Here is a 17,159-nt window from a genome sequence, read left to right on the forward strand (position 1 = left end):
CCGATGTCGTGTCTCAGAGATCGATTCGGGAGTAGCCGCGAAGCTTGGCCGGCTTGTGGACGGCCTCGATGCGGCGGACGGTGCCGGACTTCGAGCGCATCACCAGCGACCGGGTCGTCGCGCCATTGGGCCGGTAGGTGACGCCGCGCAGCATGTCGCCGTTGGTGACCCCGGTGGCGCAGAAGAAGGCGTTCTCGCCGCTGACCAGGATGTCGTTGGTCAGCACCCGGTCCAGGTCGTGGCCGGCATCGATGGCCTTCTGACGTTCGTCGTCGTTGCGAGGCCACAGCTTGCCCTGGATCTCGCCGCCCATGCACTTCATCGCGACGGCGGTGATGATGCCCTCGGGAGTGCCGCCGACGCCCATCAGCATGTCGACGGTGGAGTAGTCGTCGGCGGCCGCGACCGCACCGGCGACGTCGCCGTCGGAGATGAGGCGGATCTTGGCGCCGGCCTGGCGGATCTCACCGATGAGATCGGCGTGGCGAGGACGGTCGAGGACGATCACGGTCAGATCGGCGACGTCGATGCCCTTGGCCTTCGCGACCGAGTTGATGTTCCACTCGACGGACTCGTTGATGTTGATGGCGCCCTTGGCCTCGGGCCCGACGGCGATCTTGTCCATGTAGAAGACCGCCGACGGGTCGTACATGGTGCCGCGCTCGCTGACCGCGATCACCGAGATCGAGTTGGGGCGGCCCTCCGCCATCAGCGTGGTGCCGTCGATGGGATCCACGGCGACGTCACAGTCGGGGCCTTCGCCGTTGCCCACCTCTTCGCCGTTGTAGAGCATCGGCGCCTCGTCCTTCTCGCCCTCTCCGATGACCACGACACCGCGCATCGAGACCGACGACAACAGTTCGCGCATCGCGTCGACCGCCGCGCCGTCGCCGCCGTTCTTGTCGCCACGACCGACCCAACGACCGGCCGCGAGTGCAGCCGACTCGGTCACGCGGACCAACTCCATCGCGAGGTTGCGGTCCGGGGCCTGATGGGTGCTGACGGTCATGGGCAATCGACTCCTCTGTTCGGCGCGGGTCGACTCCAGCGGCGCCGAGTGATGGTGGCGGTGGTCTCGACCACCATCCTTGCATGTCACACCGGGCATTCGGTCAGTGACCCTGCTGGTGGGATACTCGGCGCCATGGCTGACAAACCCCGCATTCTGAACAACGGCAAGGACATGTTCTGGTCGTTGGTCCCGTTGCTCGCGCTGTGTGCGCTGGTGGCGATCGCGTCGGGGAACTGCTCGATCGGGGCCTCCAAGGACGTGGCCGACAGCAAGCTGCCGCCGTTCGACGTGGTCAGCGCATTGAACGCCGACGCCGCCCAGCTCCCGTTCCCGATCCGCCGCCCGCCTACGCCGGAGGGCTGGCGGCCCAACTCCGGTTCGTCGGACGCGATCGAGGGGCACCGGGTCAGCACGGTGGGATGGCTCAGCAGCGACGGCGCCTACGTCCAGCTCAGTCAGTCCGATGCGCCCGAGGACGTGTTCGTCCCCTACCTCGGCGGCGGCAGCGGGGTGATTTCGCCGACATCTCCGGTACCGGTACGCGCCAGGCGGGCGGGCGGCAGTGGGTGACCTACGAGACGTCGGAGGGCAAGCGGTTCTGGATCACGGACCTGGGCAAGGTACGCATCGCGGTCCTGTCACGCGGCAGCGACGCCGACATCGAGACGATCGCGTCGTCGGTCGTCGCCCAGCAGCCGCTGCAATTGGGGTAGCGCACTACTCGTGAGAACCCGGCCCGCGGTTCCTAGCGTCTTCGGCAGGAGGCGCTCATGGATGGGGGATCGGGGTTCGGCTTGCACCTCGTGTGGGCCAGGCTCGTGCTCGTCGCGGTCCTCGTGCTGCTCGTGGTGACCGTTCCGGTGCAACAGGCGGGCGCCATCGATGCGCCGACCGACCCGCGATCCGGGGCCGCGACTGCATCCGGTCTTCCGTACATCGTCGGGCCGCCTCCGGATTCCGCTGTGGGGCGGCCGCTTTCCTCCTCATCGAGGGGTGGGGAGGATCGTCGGCCGGTCCTCGCGCGGGCCGGTGCGCGACCGACCGCCGAGCACACGCGCATCAGTGTTCTCGACCGCGAGGCGCTCACCCGGTTCGACTGATCGGTCTCAGTCGTCCTCGGGGTCGTCGGGATCGGAGCCGGTGCTGATGACCGCCTCGATGCGCTCGCGGGCACCGCGCAGGTGCTCCTCGCAGCGGGTCGCGAGGGCCTCGCCACGCTCCCAGAGCGCCAGCGAGGCGTCGAGGTCGAGTCCGCCGTGCTCGAGGGCGGTGACGATCTCGGCGAGTTCGTCGCGTGCTTCCTCGTATCCGAGTTCCTCGATCGGAGTGGATGATTCGTCGGTGCTCACGCATTTCCTCCGTGTTCCGGCATGGTCGTGGGTTCGTCGACCCGGGCGGTTGCGGCGCCGTCGGCGACCCGGATGCGCAGGGGTGCACCCGGCGGCAGGTCCGCGAGCGTGCCGACCACATGGGGTGGGTCGGTGTCGGTGCGCTGTACCACCGCGTAGCCGCGGGCCAGGGTCTGCGCGGGACCGAGTGTTGACAGGCGCGCACCGAGATGGTCGGTACGTCGTTCCTCGGAGTCGATGTGGCGCAACACATCTCGGCGCAGGGCGCGGACCAGCTCAGCCACCTGCCCGGCTTCGGAGTCCACGAGCACCCCGGGACGGGCGAGCACCGGCCGCGCCCGCAACGCGGCGACGACGCCGGACTCGCGGCGCACCCAGTTGCGCAGGGCCTGCGCGCTGCGTCGCCGCAGATCCGCGATGCCCGCGAGTTCGGCCTCGACGTCGGGAACGACCCGCTTCGCCGCATCCGTCGGAGTGGCGGCGCGCAGATCCGCGACGAGATCGAGCAGTGGATTGTCCGGTTCGTGCCCGATCGCGCTGACGACCGGGGTCCGGCACCGCGACACCGCGCGCAGCAACGCCTCGTCGGAGAACGGGAGCAGGTCTTCGACGCTGCCCCCGCCGCGCGCGATGATGATGACCTCGACATCGGGGTGGGCATCGAGATCGGCGAGGTGGGTCAGGATGCGGGCGACCGCCGTCGGCCCCTGCACGGGGGCCTCGCGGATGTCGAAGCGCACGTTCGACCATCGAGCGGTCGCGACGCTCACGACGTCGTGCTGCGCTGCGCTCGCGCGGCCACTGATCAGGCCGACGGCGCGCGGCAGGAACGGCAGCGGCCGTTTGAGCCGTGAATCGAAGAGGCCCTCGGCGGCCATGAGCTGCCGCAGCCGTTCGATGCGCAGCAACAGCTCGCCGATGCCCACGGCCCGGATCTCGCTGACCCGCAGCGACACCGTGCCGCGCCCGGTGTAGTAACTCGGCCGGCCCAGGACCACCACGGAGCTGCCGTCCGTCAGCGGGACCTCGGTGCGTGCCAGCAGGTCGGGGCTGCACGTCACCGAGATCGAGATGTCGGCAGCGGGATCGCGCAGGGTGAGGAACGCGGTGCGGGTCCCCGGCCGCCGGCTGATCTGGGTGACCTGTCCCTCGACCCAGATCTGTCCGAGCCGATGGATCCAGTCGGCGATCTTGGTGTTCACCGTCCGGACCGGCCAGGGATGCTCGGCCGAGTTCGGTGACGAGGAACGTCGCGGTGTGTCGCTCGTGTCGGCCCCGGTCACGCTTCGGTGGAGCGCTTGTTCTGCGCGGCGATCCGGTTCTCGAGCATCGTCACGAACGGCGCGCGGTCGCGGCGGGATTTCTCATAGTCGACGAGTGCGATCAGGTCCTCGACGGCGACCGACCGCAGGCGGGCCCGGAGTTGCGCGAGGGTGAGGGTGTCGTAGTCGATGAGCTCGACGATCTCGGGCCCCGAGCCGTCGGCGGAACCCACCGCCTCGGTGCCCGGCACCTCGGCCGCGACGACCTCGTCGGGGGTCGAGCTGTACAGCGCGAACCGCCCGGCATCGGCGCGCGGCGGTGCGGCGAGATCGGCGTCGGCGGCCGCCTCCTCGATCTCCTCGTCGATGGTCGTGGGCGACGGGGTCGTCGCGGCGGCCTTCGGCTTCTCGTCCTGCACAGACGTGTCGGTGATCGCCGCGGGCGCGACCGGGTCGGGACCCGCTGCGTCGTCCTCGTCGAAACGTGCCCACTCGGGCTGTTCGTCGGGCCGGTCGAAGAGCATCTCCAGGGCGGCGTCGCCTTTGATGGCCAGTTCGGCGATGTTCTGTTGCGCTCGCATACCGGCCTGGAGGGTCTGGCTGATGGCGGTCATCGGCAACGTGATGAGCAGCGCCGGGAGTTTGCGTGTCTCCTCGAGGGCGGTGACGATCAGACCTGCGGCTATCCGGGCGGGGTACGGTGCGCGATCCATGCCAACACTCTGCCATCACGGGCAACGCCGCGTAACCCGTACCCTGGGAAGCATGTCTGAGACGAAGCGTGTCCTGCTCGCCGAACCCCGCGGCTACTGCGCTGGTGTCGACCGTGCGGTGGAGACGGTCGAGCGTGCCCTCGACAAGCACGGCGCTCCCGTCTACGTGCGCAAGGAGATCGTGCACAACCGGCACGTCGTGGAGACCCTGGCCGAGCGCGGGGCGATCTTCGTCGGCGAGACCGACGAGGTGCCCGAGGGTGCGTTGGTCGTGTTCTCCGCGCACGGGGTGTCCCCGCTGGTGCACCAGACCGCCGCCGAGCGCAACCTGCGCACCATCGACGCCACGTGTCCGCTGGTCACGAAGGTTCACCAGGAGGCGAAGCGGTTCGCGCGCGACGACTACGACATCCTCCTGATCGGCCATGAGGGCCACGAAGAGGTCGAGGGCACCGCCGGCGAGGCCCCACAGCACATCCAGCTCGTCGACGGTCCCGACAGCGTGGACGCGGTCGAGGTCCGTGACGAGTCGAAGCTGGTCTGGTTGTCGCAGACCACCCTGTCCGTCGACGAGACCATGGAGACGGTCCGTCGACTCCGCGAGAAGTTCCCGCTGCTCAACGACCCGCCCAGCGACGACATCTGCTACGCCACCCAGAACCGGCAGGTGGCGGTCAAGGCGATGGCTCCCGAATGCGACCTGGTGATCGTCGTCGGATCGCAGAACTCCTCGAACTCGGTGCGCCTCGTCGAGGTGGCCCTGCAGGCCGGCGCGAAGGCAGGCCACCTGGTCGATTACGCCCGTGAGATCGACGACTCGTGGCTCGACGGTGTGACGACGGTCGGGGTCACCTCTGGCGCGTCGGTGCCCGAGGTGCTGGTCCGCGGGGTTCTCGACTACCTGGCCGAACGCGGCTACGGCACGGTCGAGACGGTCAACACGGCCAACGAGACGCTGACCTTCGCGCTCCCGCGCGAGCTGCGCCCCGCACGTTCGTCCAGCTGACCTCGGGCCACGATCCGGCGTCGACAGATCAGAACTCGTCCGGGTCGAGCTTGCGCACCCGTCGGTGGGGTAGTGCGATCGCGAGGACGGCGGCGATGACGATCGCCGCGACGGCGCTGCCGATGATCGCGACGTTGCGCGCGGAATCGTCCGGTGGCTGCGCCACGGGAGGTGCGGCGATGGGCGCCGAGGCCCGGTCCGGCTGCTGATCGGCCGGCACTTCGGCGGTCAGGGCGGCGACCGGATCGATGACACCGTGTCCGATCCGCTGATCGCGCCCGGTTCCCGGGGAGTGGGCGGTGGCGATGATGCGGTCCATCACCTCGCGCGCGGTCAGATCCGGGAAGCGGGCCCGGATCAGCGCGGCGGTGCCCGCGACGTACGGCGCGGCGAAACTCGTGCCGATCAAGGGCACCGGCCCGCCGTCGCTCTGCTGGGCCGACGCCAGCCGGCTCGAACCGCGCTTGCTGTCCAGGCTCACGATGTCGGTGCCCGGCGCTGCGACGCTCACCCACGGGCCATGCAGGCTGAAATCGCTCGGTGAGCCGGTGTCGGCGTCCACCGAGCCGACCGTGAGGACGTACGGCGAGTACCAGGCGGGACTGGCGACGGTCGCGACCGACCGCCATCCGTCGGGGTCGTCGGCGGCGGGAGCCGGATTCTGGTTCTGGCAGGCGCCGTCGCGCGTCAGGTTGCCGGCTGCCACGACGACCACGACGTTCCGGTCGTAGGCGTGCCGGATGGCCGCACCGAGCGCCCGGTCGTCGACCGAATCCGCCGCCGACGCGCACGCCACCTCGGAGATGTTGATGACGGTGGCGCGTAGATCGACCGCGCGCACGATGGCGTGCGCCAGCGTCCGGACGGACCCGTAACCCGAGCCGACCACCGGTGCGGCGTCGTCCCGGGCGCGGTCGTTCTTCTTCTGGAAAGCGCTGCTGGACTGGCGGATCGCGATGATGGATGCCGCGGGCGCGACGCCGACGAACGCGTCGGCGGTGCTGGGCCGGGCGGCGATGATCCCGGCGACCAGGGTGCCGTGGGCGTCGCAGTCGTCGAGTCCGTTGCCGCCCGAGACGTAATCGCCACCGGCGACGACGCGACCGAGCCGAGGATGGGGCGTCACCCCGGTGTCGATGACGGCCACCCGCTGACCCTGTCCGCGACTGAAACGCCACGCCTCCGGGAGATTCATCATCGCCTGCGCCGCGGTCGGTTTCGTCACGGTGCGCGTCAGTTCCGGGATGTTGCACAGGTGCCGCTGCTCGGTCGGTTCGAGCGGGGCGACCGGGGCCGACCGGACGAGGGCGCCGGGATCGATCCGAGGCGGGGTCACCGCCGCAGCGGGCGTCGCCGAGGCCCCGACGAGTGCCGCGACGAGGGTCGTCGCGAATACTCCAGCACCACGGACACGCTTGTCGCGCATCAGATCTCGCGGACCATTCGGTACAGGTCGAGCAGCCACAACAGCAGGGGCACGATGAGGGCGACGAGGATGTACTCGCCGATTTCGGCCCACCGACGCATCACGGGTGAGAAGTCCTGGTTCGGTGCGACGACCCCGAAGACGAGGGCGCCGATCACCACGAGGATGCCGAGGGCGAAACCGATCACCGGCCACTGGTCGTCGCCGAACGCGAGACCGGTGATCAGGGTGATCACCACGAGCGATCCGCCGATGACGAGGATTCCCGCCTGGAACAGGTCGCTGTGAGAGCGGCCCCGCAGACACAGCACGACGCCGATGATCGCGGCGTAGACGGCGTTGCGCCATTCGAACCCGGCGAGCGGGGCGGCGGTGAGCACGGCCGCGATGGCGGTGACGATCGTGAGCCCGCCGACGATGCCGGTCAGGTACGCGTTGGCGAGGTAGGAACGACGTTCCAGCGCATCGGCTTTGGGAAGGGCGGTCGCGCCGATCGCCCCGATGCCCTCGATGGCCGGTCGCGGTTCGATGTCCTTGACGTCGATGGCGGCACCCGCGGTCGGCACCGGGGGCAGCGGCAGTTTCGCGAGCAGGATCGTCGTGCGGGGAGCCAGACCGATGCACAGCAGACCGACCGCGGCGATGACGGCGGCGACATCGGCCACCGGCGCATCGATGAGGAGTCGCGCCCCGCAACCGGTGGCGCCGAGCAGCGCCGCGCTGGTCACAGCGCTGTGTGCGGTCGCCCCGGCCGCGGTCATGCGATAACTGACGACCGCGGCGACGAGTGCGAACGCGAAGCCCAGGGTGAGGTGTGCGGCGCCGTATGACCCGGGCGTCACGATCATCCCGGTCACGAAGGCCATCGGTGCGGCACACAGGGACAGCACCGTCGAACTCTGCTCGTCGCGGTAGTAGCGGGACACGATCGTCGAGGCGGTGACGAATCCGACGACCGCCAGCCCGGACAACCCGGCGAACCACAGGGCGCCGGTGCCGGAGCGGACCGCGGCCAGGGACGCCGCCGCCGCGATCGCGGCGACGAGTGCCAGTGCGTAACCGACCTTCCGCGCGGACGCCGCGGTCCAGTCGACGAACTGTGATTCGTTCAATCGGGCGACAGCGTCGACCACGTCGTCGAACAGCACCGGGGACTCCCCGGTTCGCGTGGAGGTCAACAGCAGCAGGTCGCCGTCACGGATTCCCGACTCCGACAGCGACCGGTGCAGGGGCAGTGGGTCCTGTCCGACGAGCGCGAGCGTCCACTTGTTCTGCCGGTCGTGCGGTCGGCCGGGATTGCGGGCGTCGGCATCCGGGTCGTCGGGGTCCGACCTCGAGGGATTGCGCGATTCGATCTGGGCGACAAGGTCACCGATGAGTCCGGCGATGGGGATGCCGGCCGGCAGTCCGACGTCGAGCTGGGTGTTGCCGCCCAGCACGGACACCCGTACGAGTTGCGGCTCGACGGCCCCCTCACCCCGCCGGCGATCCCCGGTGTCCGCGTCGGCAGCGGTGGCCGGGTACCCCGGTGCGAATCCGTCCACAGACGACATCAGGTCAATCCTCCCCCTAGATTCAGCAGCTAACATAGCCAACCGCGGCGGGTTCGACCGCCCGGGGATACACAGCGCGACATGTCAGGGGGGACGTGTGGTCACGACGACGGAGGGCTTTGTGCGTCGCCCGCGCATCACGCCCCCACGCACGCCCGGAGGCGAGGTCAACATCCAGGCGCCGCCGGATGTGCCGCGGGTGGTGCCCGGCGGCCTCCTGATGAAACTGCTGCCGGTGGTGATGGTCGTCGCCGTCGTCGGCATGGTGGCACTGATGGTCGTCACCGGTGGGCGCAACATCCTGACCAACCCGCTGTTCATGATGTTCCCGCTGATGATGCTGATGTCGATGTTCGGCATGTTCGCCGCCGGCGGCCGTGGCGGGGGCAAACGCGCCGGAGAACTCAACGAGGAACGCAAGGACTACTTCCGCTATCTCGGCCAGCTGCGCGGCCAGGTCTTCGAGACCGTCGACAACCAGCGCGCAGCACGCACCTGGAGCCACCCGGACCCGCGTGCGCTGCTCGACGTGATCGGCAGCAGGCGCATGTGGGAACGCCGCCCCAGCGACGCCGACTTCGCCCATGTGCGCGTCGGGGTGGGTGTCCAGCGACTCGCCACGCGGCTCATGCCGCCGGAGACCGGGCCCCTCGAGGACATCGAGCCGGTGTCGATGGTGGCCCTGCGCCGGTTCGTGCGCACGCACTCCGCGGTGTACCGCCTGCCCACCTCGATCTCGCTGCGCGGCTTCCCCGCCATCAACATCGAGGGTGCGCGGCAGGAGACCCGCGAACTCATCCGGTCGATGGTCGTGGAGCTGTGTGCGTTCCACGGTCCCGATCATCTGCACATCGGCATCGTGACCGGTGATCCGGCGGGGGAGGCCTGGGACTGGGCGAAATGGCTTCCGCATGTGGGACATCCGACGCTGCGCGACGGCGTCGGGGCGATGCGGATGATCTATCCGACGCTGGCGGACCTCGAGAACTCGATGGCCGCGGACCTCCTCGAGCGCGGCCGGTTCAGCCGGTCGGCGCCGCCGAACGCCAACCGCGCACACCTCGTGGTGATCATCGACGACGGTTACGTCGCCGGCGACGAGCGGATCATCAACGACGCCGGCATGGAAGGCGTCACGATCCTCGACCTGACCGCGCCGCCGGACGGTCTCGCGGTGCGGCGCGGGCTGCAACTCGTCGTGCGCGGGGGCAAGGTCTCCGCGCGCAGTGCCGCCGGCGTCGAGGAGTTCGCCGACATGGACTCGCTGACGATTCCCGAGGCGGAGGCGATCGCCCGGCGCATGGCGCGCTACCGGCTGGCCACCGCTGCGACGCTGGCCCACCTCGAGTCCGAGGCGACCTCGGCCGACCCCGGCCTGCCCGCGCTGCTGGGCATCGACGACGCCGCACGCTTCGATCCGGCGACGGCCTGGCGCGGTCGTACCGGCCGGGAGCGCCTGCGCGTGCCGATCGGTTACACGCCGACCGGCGCGCCCGTGGAGATCGACATCAAGGAGAGCGCACACGGCGGCATGGGTCCGCACGGGCTGTGCATCGGCGCCACCGGATCGGGGAAGTCGGAGTTCCTGCGCACGCTGGTCCTGGCGATGCTGGCGACTCATTCGCCGTCGGAGCTGAATCTCGTGCTCGTGGACTTCAAGGGCGGCGCGACGTTCCTGGGCTTGGAATCCGCGCCGCACGTCGCCGCGATCATCACGAACCTCGAGCAGGAACTCTCGATGGTCGACCGGATGAAGGACGCGCTCTCGGGCGAGATGAACCGGCGCCAGGAGGTGTTGCGGGCGGCGGGCAACTACGCGAACGTCGCCGACTACGAGCGCGCCCGCGCCTCGGGGGTGCGCCTCGATCCGCTGCCGGCACTGTTCATCGTCGTCGACGAGTTCTCCGAACTGCTCTCGCAGAAGCCCGATTTCGCCGAACTGTTCGTCGCCATCGGTCGTCTGGGTCGCTCGCTGCACATCCATCTGCTGCTCGCCTCGCAGCGGCTGGAAGAAGGCAAACTCCGGGGCCTGGACTCGCACCTGTCGTATCGGATCGGCCTGAAGACGTTCTCCGCCAACGAGTCCCGCTCGGTTCTCGGTGTTCCCGACGCCTATCACCTGCCGAGCGTCCCGGGTTCGGCGTACCTCAAGTGCGATTCGGCGGACCCGATCAGGTTCAACACCTCCTACGTGTCGGGGGCCTACTACTCGCCGACGGTCACCGAGTCGGTCGATCCGACGACCACGGCGTCATCGCGTCGCGGAAACCTCAAGGTGTTCACCGCACTTCCGGTGCCGCTGGAGGAGGGCGCGTCGCGTTCGCTGCTCGATCAGGCCGAGAGCCTGCTCGACGAGGAACCGCCGGCACCCGAGGCGCCCACCGAGTTCGAGCCGGTCTCGGCGCAGGTGCCCACGCTCATGGAGACCATCGTCGAACGCATGGAGCACGCGGGCCCGCCGGCCCACCGCGTGTGGCTGCCGCCGCTGGACGACTCGCCCACCGTGGAACATCTTCTCGGCGAGCGGGACTGGTCCCACCCGGCGGTGCCGGGGCATCTCACGGTTCCGATCGGTGTCGTCGACCGGCCCTACGACCAGCGACGCGACCCGCTCGTCATCGACCTCGCGGGGGCCGCGGGCAACGTGGCGGTGGTCGGCGGTCCGCAGTCGGGCAAGTCGACGACGCTGCGCACGATCATCATGTCGGCCGCCGCGTCCCACACGCCCGAACAGGTGCAGTTCTACTGTCTGGACTTCGGCGGCGGCAGTCTGGCCGGTCTCGCCGGGCTCCCGCATGTCGGCTCGGTCGCCTCGCGCGGCGACATGGACGCGGTCCGCCGTACGGTCGCCGAGGTGGCGGCCGTGGTCCGCTCGCGCGAACTGCTGTTCACCCGGCTGGGCATCGAGTCGATGCGCGACTACAGGTCCCGCCGGGAAGCGTGGTTCCGGTCCGGCGTCACCTCGCCGGCGTCGGACCCGCTCGCGCAGGACCGGTTCGGCGACGTGTTCCTCGTTCTCGACGGCATGAACGTGCTGCGTACCGAACTGGAATCGCTCGAGGAACAGATCACCGCGATCGTGGCCCAGGGGTTGAGCTACGGCGTCCACGTCATGGTCACCGCGTCCCGATGGGCCGAGGTGCGCCCGGCGGTCCGCGATCTCATGGGTACCCGGATCGAGCTGCGGCTGGGCGACCCAATGGATTCCGACATGGGTCGTCGCGCCGCCGCGCTGGTCCCGCAGAACCGACCCGGCCGCGGCCTGACCGGGCAGGAGCTGCACATGCTGATCGCGCTGCCCCGGCTCGATTCGGTCAGCAGTGCCGAGTCGTTGCCCGCGGGCGTCGCCCAGTCGGTCGAGAAGCTCACCGCCGCCTATCCGGGCCGCTCGGCGATGGCCGTGCGCAAGCTGAGCACCGAGATCGGCTACGCATCGGTGCAGCGCGCGGTTGCCGCCGCCGGGCTGACGCTGGCACCCAATCAGGTGGCGATCGGTGTCGGTGAGCTCGAACTCGCCCCGGTGGTCCTCGATTTCACCGCCCAACCGCATTTCATGGCGTTCGCCGACGTCGAACACGGCAAGACCAACCTGCTGCGGACGATCGTCACCGGGCTGGTCGCGGGTGCCACACCCGAGCAGGTGCGCATCGTCTTCGTCGACTACCGCCGCACGATGCTGGGGATCATCGACGGCGATCATCTTGCCGGCTACGCGAGTTCGCCCGACCGCGCGGCGTCGATGATGACGGAGCTGGCGGCGTATCTGAAGAACCGGATGCCGCCCGAGGACGTGACGGTCCAGCAACTGCGGGACCGCACCTGGCTCGACGGCCAGCCCGAGGTGTACGTGGTGGTCGACGACTACGACATGGTCGTCACCTCGACCGGCAATCCGATGCTGCCGATCGTCGAACTGGCCTCCCATGCGCGCGACATCGGGCTGCACATCGTGCTCGCCCGACGTTCCGGCGGCCTCGGTCGGGCGATGTTCGATCCGCTGATCGCGCGCCTCAAGGACCTGTCGTCGGACATCCTGCTGATGAGCGGTGACCGGGACGAGGGATTCATCACCGGCCGGTCGAGGATGCAGACGCTGGTGCCCGGCCGCGGCGAACTGGTGTCGCGCGTCCGGCCGCAGGAGATGATCCAGGTCGCCCATCTCCCGATCGGCGACTAGGGGTGGGTCGGGCCGGATGACACAGCCGGGCGAGGTGCAACCGATCGGCGACGGGATCCGTCCGATGGTGGTCGATCTCGCGTTCGGGACGCCGCTGGTCCATGACCCGGAGCGCGGGCTGCGCCGGGTGGATCGCGATGTGCGGCCGCTGCTCGAGGCGGTGGACCAGATGAGTGTCGTGGTCGACGGTCGGCGCGAACACCTGCGGCAGGTGTGGCGGCGGGTCTTCGCCGGCCTCGACCTGCCCGCGGGTCGACCGCTCGTCGTCGGGCACCCGAGCACCTGGGGACCCCGTCGGGCATCGACCCTCGCCGACCTCGCCGACGGCCGCGCGCCGGTGGCTCTCCTACCGCGGGCGGTGCTCGTCGCGCGCAGTCACGCCGACCTCACCGTGCGACGGTGCGCCGTCGTCGAGACCACTCATCTCCCGCGGCCGCCCGCCGATCCCGGCCACCCGCGACCAGCGTGGTGGGACGTGCAGATCGTGGGGCGCGGTCCGGACGGCTGGGTGATCGAGCGCTCCGGGCTCATCCGTCCCGGTGCCGACCGTGCGCCGCGCTCCTCGCCGAATGCGGACGGGCTCGACATCATCGACGACTCGGTCGAGGCGGTGTTCGTCGACGGGGACCGCCCGGACGAGGTGTCCGCGGCGATCGGCGTCATCGCCGGGCACGCGGTCGCCGGACGCGTGGTCGCCGTCGACCGCGAGCTCGTGGTCCGGCTCGGCCACCGCACCGGCGGTGCGGACGAGGACACGATGGCCCCGGCCCCTGATCCCGGGCCCCCGGACCCGCTCCCGGTCGGCGCCACCCGGCGCCGGTCAGGGACGCTGCTCGCCGCGGCGGTGATGGCGATCCTGGTCGTGAGCGGTGCGATCGGGGTGGGACTCTGGCAGCGCGGCACCGCACCGGACGCGGCGTCGACGGAGGTCGGCCTCGGGCGTGCGACGCTGACGGTGCCCGGCGACTGGCGGCAGTCCGAACAGCGGACCCCGAGCGGTTCGGCCGATGACCCCTCGACCACTCGCGCGGTGTTCGTCGATCCCGACGACGGCCGGCGCATCATCGCCGTCCTCACCGAGGTGCGCGCCGGCTCGACCCGGGAATCGGTCGCGGGGAGCCTGCGCAACCGGATCGAGCAGCGCGGCGACGACGTCGTCACCGAGTTCTCCGCCGCCACCCGGTTCGGCGGGCGGGACGTCATCGGCTACCGCGAGTCACCGGCCTCGGGCGGCGCGATCCGCTGGTACGTCGTGGTCGACGATGGTCTGCAGGTCTCGATCGGTTGTCAGGCGGGTACCGCGGCCGAGTCCCCCGACGACGAATGCGCGGCGGCGGTGCGGTCGGTCCGGGTGTCGCCGTCGTCGTGAGGGCCGAGTCCGTTTTGACCCCGGCCGGAGGCTGAGTCCGTTTTGACCCTGACCAGCACGGTCGCGTAGCCTGGATCGCTGGTGCTCGGCGCCTGGCGCACAGCTGTGTGTCCAGGTCAGCGGAGGCCCGGGTCCCCACTGGTCGCCGGGAACAACCTCTGCCGTGCACCCGACCAGCATTCATTCGACAAGAGTTGAGGACAACTGTGCCTACCTACACCCCGAAGGCCGGTGACATCACGCGTACGTGGCATGTCATCGACGCCGAGAACGTGGTGCTCGGCCGGCTGGCCGTGCAGGTCGCGAACCTGCTTCGCGGCAAGCACAAGCCGACCTACGCCCCGCACATGGACGGCGGCGACTTCGTCGTCATCATCAACGCGGAAAAGGTCGCGCTGACCAGCAACAAGGCTGATCGCAAGCTGAACTACACCCACTCGGGGCACCCCGGTGGCCTGAAGTCCCGCACCACCACCGAGCTGCTCGCGACCTACCCCGAGCGGGTCATCGAGAAGGCCGTCAAGGGCATGCTGCCGTCGACCAAGCTCGGCCGCGCCATGGCCTCGAAGCTGAAGGTCTACGCCGGCCCGAACCATCCGCACGCGGCCCAGCGCCCCGTCCCCTTCGAGATCAAGCAGGTGGCCCAGTGAGCAACGAGAACATCAACGACGCCGTCGAGGCCGTCGACGAGGCTGCCGTCGAGGTCGTGGAGGCCGTCGAGGTCGCCGCTGACGACTACGACGCCGCTGTCGTCGAAGAGGTCCGCGAGCCGGTCGTCATCGACCGTCCGATCCAGACCGTCGGCCGCCGCAAGGAGGCCGTCGTCCGCGTTCGCCTGGCGCCGGGTTCCGGTGAGTTCACCCTCAACGGCCGTTCGCTGGAGGACTACTTCCCCAACAAGGTGCACCAGCAGCTGATCAAGGCCCCGCTGGTCACCGTCGAGCGCACCGAGTCGTTCGACATCTACGCCAAGCTCGTCGGCGGCGGCCCGGGCCAGGCCGGCGCGCTGCGTCTCGCCATCGCGCGTGCGCTCATCGAGGTCACCCCGGAGGATCGTCCCGCCCTGAAGAAGGCCGGCTTCCTCACCCGTGACCCGCGTGCGGTCGAGCGCAAGAAGTACGGCCTCAAGAAGGCCCGCAAGGCGTCGCAGTACTCCAAGCGCTGATCTTGGCACGCCTTTTCGGAACCGACGGCGTCCGAGGCCTGGCCAACGACGAGCTCACCCCCGAGCTCGCGTTGCGCCTGGCCTCGGCCGCCGCGGTCGTTTTCGCAGAGAGTTCGGCGACCGATTCGCACCGGCGTCCGCGCGCGGTCGTCGGACGTGATCCGCGCGCATCCGGCGAGATGCTGGAAGCCGCGGTGTGTGCGGGGCTCGCCGCCACCGGAGTCGACGCCATCTGCGTCGGCACCGTGCCGACCCCGGCGGTCGCCTTCCTGACCGCGGACTACCACGCCGACTTCGGCGTGATGATCTCCGCGTCGCACAACCCCATGCCCGACAACGGGATCAAGTTCTTCTCCGGCGGCGGGCACAAGCTCGACGACGCTGTCGAGGACCGCATCGAAGCGACCATGGACGGCGAGTTCATCCGCCCGATCGGGGCTGCGGTGGGCCGGATCGTCGCTGCGCCGGACGCCGGCGACCGCTACCGGCGCCACCTCGCACAGGCCGTCGACACCCGCCTCGACGGATTGACCGTGGTCGTCGACTGCGCGCACGGCGCGGCGTCGGAGCTCGCTCCGCAGGTCTACGCCGACGCCGGGGCGACGGTCATCGCGATCCACGCCGAGCCGGACGGCCTCAACATCAACGCCGACTGCGGGTCCACGCACATGGACAAGTTGCAGGCGGCCGTGCTCGAGCACGGAGCCGACCTCGGACTCGCTCACGACGGTGACGCAGACCGCTGTCTCGCAGTCGATTCCACGGGTCAGATCGTCGACGGCGATGCCATCATGGCCGTGCTGGCGACGTCCCTGAAAGACCAGGGCAAGCTCCACGACGATGTGCTCGTCGCGACCGTCATGAGCAATCTCGGACTGCACATCGCCATGCGCGAGGCCGGGATCACCGTGCACACCACCGGGGTCGGGGACCGGTACGTCCTCGAGGAACTACGGCGGGGTGGTTATTCGATCGGCGGGGAACAGTCCGGTCACATCGTCGTCCCGGGTTCGGGCACGACGGGTGACGGCATCCTGACCGGGCTGATGCTGATGGCGCGGATGGCCGCCACGTCGACGCGGCTCGCCGACCTGGCCGGCATCGTGACGGTGCTGCCGCAGGAGCTCATCAACGTGCGCGTCGGCGACAAACACGCAGTGGCCCAATCGCAATCGGTGAAAGAAGCGGTCGTGGCCGCCGAAGCCGAACTGGGGGAGACCGGTCGCGTCTTGCTGCGTCCGTCGGGAACCGAGCAACTCGTCCGCGTGATGGTCGAAGCCGCGACCGCCGATCAGGCGCTGGCGGTGGCCGGCCGTCTGGCCGACGTCGTCCAGGGGGCCGGGGCATGACCGGTGGGGCACCGCGCGCGGTCCTGTTCGACTTCTCCGGCACCCTGTTCCGCTTCGAGGCGCGCGACGAGTGGTTCGCCGACCTGCGCGACGACTCCGGTGCCGAGTTCGACCGCGACCGTCAGGCGGACATCATCCGGCGCATGGTCGCACCCGTCGGTCTGCCCGACGGCGTCGTCGGTGCCGACCAGGATGCCTGGGAACGTCGTGATCTCGACCCGGCGCTGCATCGGACCGGTTACCTGGCGTTGCTGCGCACGGTCGGGATGAGCAATGCCGACCACGCGAACGCTCTCTACAACCGGGTGCTCGACCCGTCCTCGTGGGTTCCGTTCGCCGACACCGTCGCGGTGCTGCAGAAGCTCGGTGCGGCAGGGGTTCCGGTCGGCATCGTCAGCAACATCGCCTTCGACCTGCGCAAGGTCCTGGCCCTGCACGGCGTCGAGGACCTCGTCGCCGCGTTCGCGCTGTCGTACGAGGTCGGGGCGATCAAACCCGACCCCCGGATCTTCCGCGCCGCGCTCGACCCGCTCGGCGTGCCGGCCGATGAGGTGCTGATGGTCGGGGACAGCGAGACCGCCGACGGCGGGGCGCGCGCCCTCGGCTGCGCGTTCGCGCTGGTCCACGACGTCCCGGCCGCCGACCGGCCCACCGCTCTGCTCGACGCCGTGACCTCGAACGGCATCGAACTGCCCGACTGAGCGCTCGTCTGATGCCGCTCTGGCGCCTCGTGCCTCCGTACGCGACAATTCCCTGCGTGTCCGGAGAAGTCCCGGGA

Annotated in this window: 14 protein-coding genes and 1 pseudogene; 9 read left to right on the forward strand and 6 right to left on the reverse strand. The window is 69.9% G+C overall.

The annotated features are described in order from the left end of the window. Positions 1 to 13: 13 nt before the first annotated feature. Positions 14 to 1,009, reverse strand: coding sequence for a class II fructose-bisphosphatase (glpX, locus tag MVF96_RS08155; protein WP_058250720.1), 996 nt, complete (start codon positions 1,007 to 1,009; stop codon positions 14 to 16). Positions 1,010 to 1,144: 135 nt separating this feature from the next. Between glpX and MVF96_RS08160 the strand changes: the two are divergent. Together MVF96_RS08160 and MVF96_RS08165 are read left to right on the forward strand one after the other, a co-directional pair. Beyond that, positions 1,145 to 1,725: pseudogene (locus MVF96_RS08160) on the forward strand (DUF4245 domain-containing protein). A gap of 57 nt (positions 1,726 to 1,782) precedes the next feature. Continuing rightward, on the forward strand, positions 1,783 to 2,112 hold the full coding sequence (locus MVF96_RS08165) for a hypothetical protein (protein ID WP_058250719.1): 330 nt from the start codon (positions 1,783 to 1,785) through the stop codon (positions 2,110 to 2,112). A 6-nt stretch (positions 2,113 to 2,118) separates the two neighbouring features. On the opposite strand, the gene MVF96_RS08170 is transcribed toward MVF96_RS08165, so the two are convergent. The 3 genes from MVF96_RS08170 to MVF96_RS08180 are packed head-to-tail and all read right to left on the reverse strand — an operon-like array spanning position 2,119 to position 4,336. Then, entirely contained in the window at positions 2,119 to 2,361 is a 243-nt protein-coding gene (locus MVF96_RS08170) for an exodeoxyribonuclease VII small subunit (protein WP_058250718.1), read from the reverse strand. Further along, positions 2,358 to 3,644, reverse strand: a complete 1,287-nt coding sequence (gene xseA, locus MVF96_RS08175) for an exodeoxyribonuclease VII large subunit (protein WP_058250717.1) — start codon at positions 3,642 to 3,644, stop codon at positions 2,358 to 2,360. The genes MVF96_RS08170 and xseA overlap by 4 nt, the downstream gene beginning before the upstream one ends. Beyond that, positions 3,641 to 4,336 carry a lipid droplet-associated protein gene (locus tag MVF96_RS08180; protein WP_058250716.1) on the reverse strand — a complete coding sequence of 232 codons (696 nt, stop codon included), beginning with the start codon at positions 4,334 to 4,336 and terminating at the stop codon, positions 3,641 to 3,643. Before MVF96_RS08180 ends, xseA begins: the two co-directional genes overlap by 4 nt. A gap of 52 nt (positions 4,337 to 4,388) precedes the next feature. On the opposite strand from MVF96_RS08180, the gene MVF96_RS08185 reads away from it, so the two are divergent. Continuing rightward, the gene (locus MVF96_RS08185; RefSeq protein ID WP_058250715.1) at positions 4,389 to 5,342 is read left to right on the forward strand and encodes a 4-hydroxy-3-methylbut-2-enyl diphosphate reductase; all 954 of its coding nucleotides are present in this window, start codon (positions 4,389 to 4,391) and stop codon (positions 5,340 to 5,342) included. 28 nt (positions 5,343 to 5,370) lie between these two features. Here MVF96_RS08185 and mycP read toward each other — a convergent pair whose 3' ends face one another. After that, positions 5,371 to 6,768 (reverse strand): type VII secretion-associated serine protease mycosin, encoded by a 1,398-nt coding sequence (gene mycP, locus MVF96_RS08190; RefSeq protein ID WP_247451831.1) that lies wholly within the window; start codon positions 6,766 to 6,768, stop codon positions 5,371 to 5,373. Beyond that, positions 6,768 to 8,321, reverse strand: a complete 1,554-nt coding sequence (gene eccD / locus MVF96_RS08195) for a type VII secretion integral membrane protein EccD (protein WP_058250713.1) — start codon at positions 8,319 to 8,321, stop codon at positions 6,768 to 6,770. Before eccD ends, mycP begins: the two co-directional genes overlap by 1 nt. Positions 8,322 to 8,418: 97 nt before the next feature. Here eccD and eccCa point away from each other — a divergent pair, with 97 nt between their 5' ends. The 6 genes from eccCa to MVF96_RS08225 all read left to right on the forward strand — a co-directional run bounded on the left by eccCa (position 8,419) and on the right by MVF96_RS08225 (position 17,082). Beyond that, complete coding sequence (gene eccCa, locus MVF96_RS08200) at positions 8,419 to 12,498, forward strand: type VII secretion protein EccCa (protein WP_247451832.1); 4,080 nt, start codon at positions 8,419 to 8,421, stop codon at positions 12,496 to 12,498. Positions 12,499 to 12,514: 16 nt separating this feature from the next. Next, complete coding sequence (locus MVF96_RS08205) at positions 12,515 to 13,867, forward strand: type VII secretion-associated protein (protein ID WP_247451833.1); 1,353 nt, start codon at positions 12,515 to 12,517, stop codon at positions 13,865 to 13,867. A 206-nt stretch (positions 13,868 to 14,073) separates the two neighbouring features. Then, positions 14,074 to 14,517 carry a 50S ribosomal protein L13 gene (rplM, locus tag MVF96_RS08210; protein ID WP_058250710.1) on the forward strand — a complete coding sequence of 148 codons (444 nt, stop codon included), beginning with the start codon at positions 14,074 to 14,076 and terminating at the stop codon, positions 14,515 to 14,517. Next, positions 14,514 to 15,032, forward strand: a complete 519-nt coding sequence (gene rpsI / locus MVF96_RS08215; RefSeq protein ID WP_247451834.1) for a 30S ribosomal protein S9 — start codon at positions 14,514 to 14,516, stop codon at positions 15,030 to 15,032. Before rplM ends, rpsI begins: the two co-directional genes overlap by 4 nt. A 2-nt stretch (positions 15,033 to 15,034) precedes the next feature. After that, complete coding sequence (glmM, locus tag MVF96_RS08220) at positions 15,035 to 16,381, forward strand: phosphoglucosamine mutase (RefSeq protein WP_068970164.1); 1,347 nt, start codon at positions 15,035 to 15,037, stop codon at positions 16,379 to 16,381. After that, complete coding sequence (locus tag MVF96_RS08225) at positions 16,378 to 17,082, forward strand: HAD family hydrolase (RefSeq protein WP_068970165.1); 705 nt, start codon at positions 16,378 to 16,380, stop codon at positions 17,080 to 17,082. Before glmM ends, MVF96_RS08225 begins: the two co-directional genes overlap by 4 nt. The last annotated feature ends 77 nt before the right edge of the window (positions 17,083 to 17,159 follow it).

The sequence above is a fragment of the Gordonia hongkongensis genome (assembly GCF_023078355.1).
GTDB classification, from domain to species: domain Bacteria; phylum Actinomycetota; class Actinomycetes; order Mycobacteriales; family Mycobacteriaceae; genus Gordonia; species Gordonia hongkongensis.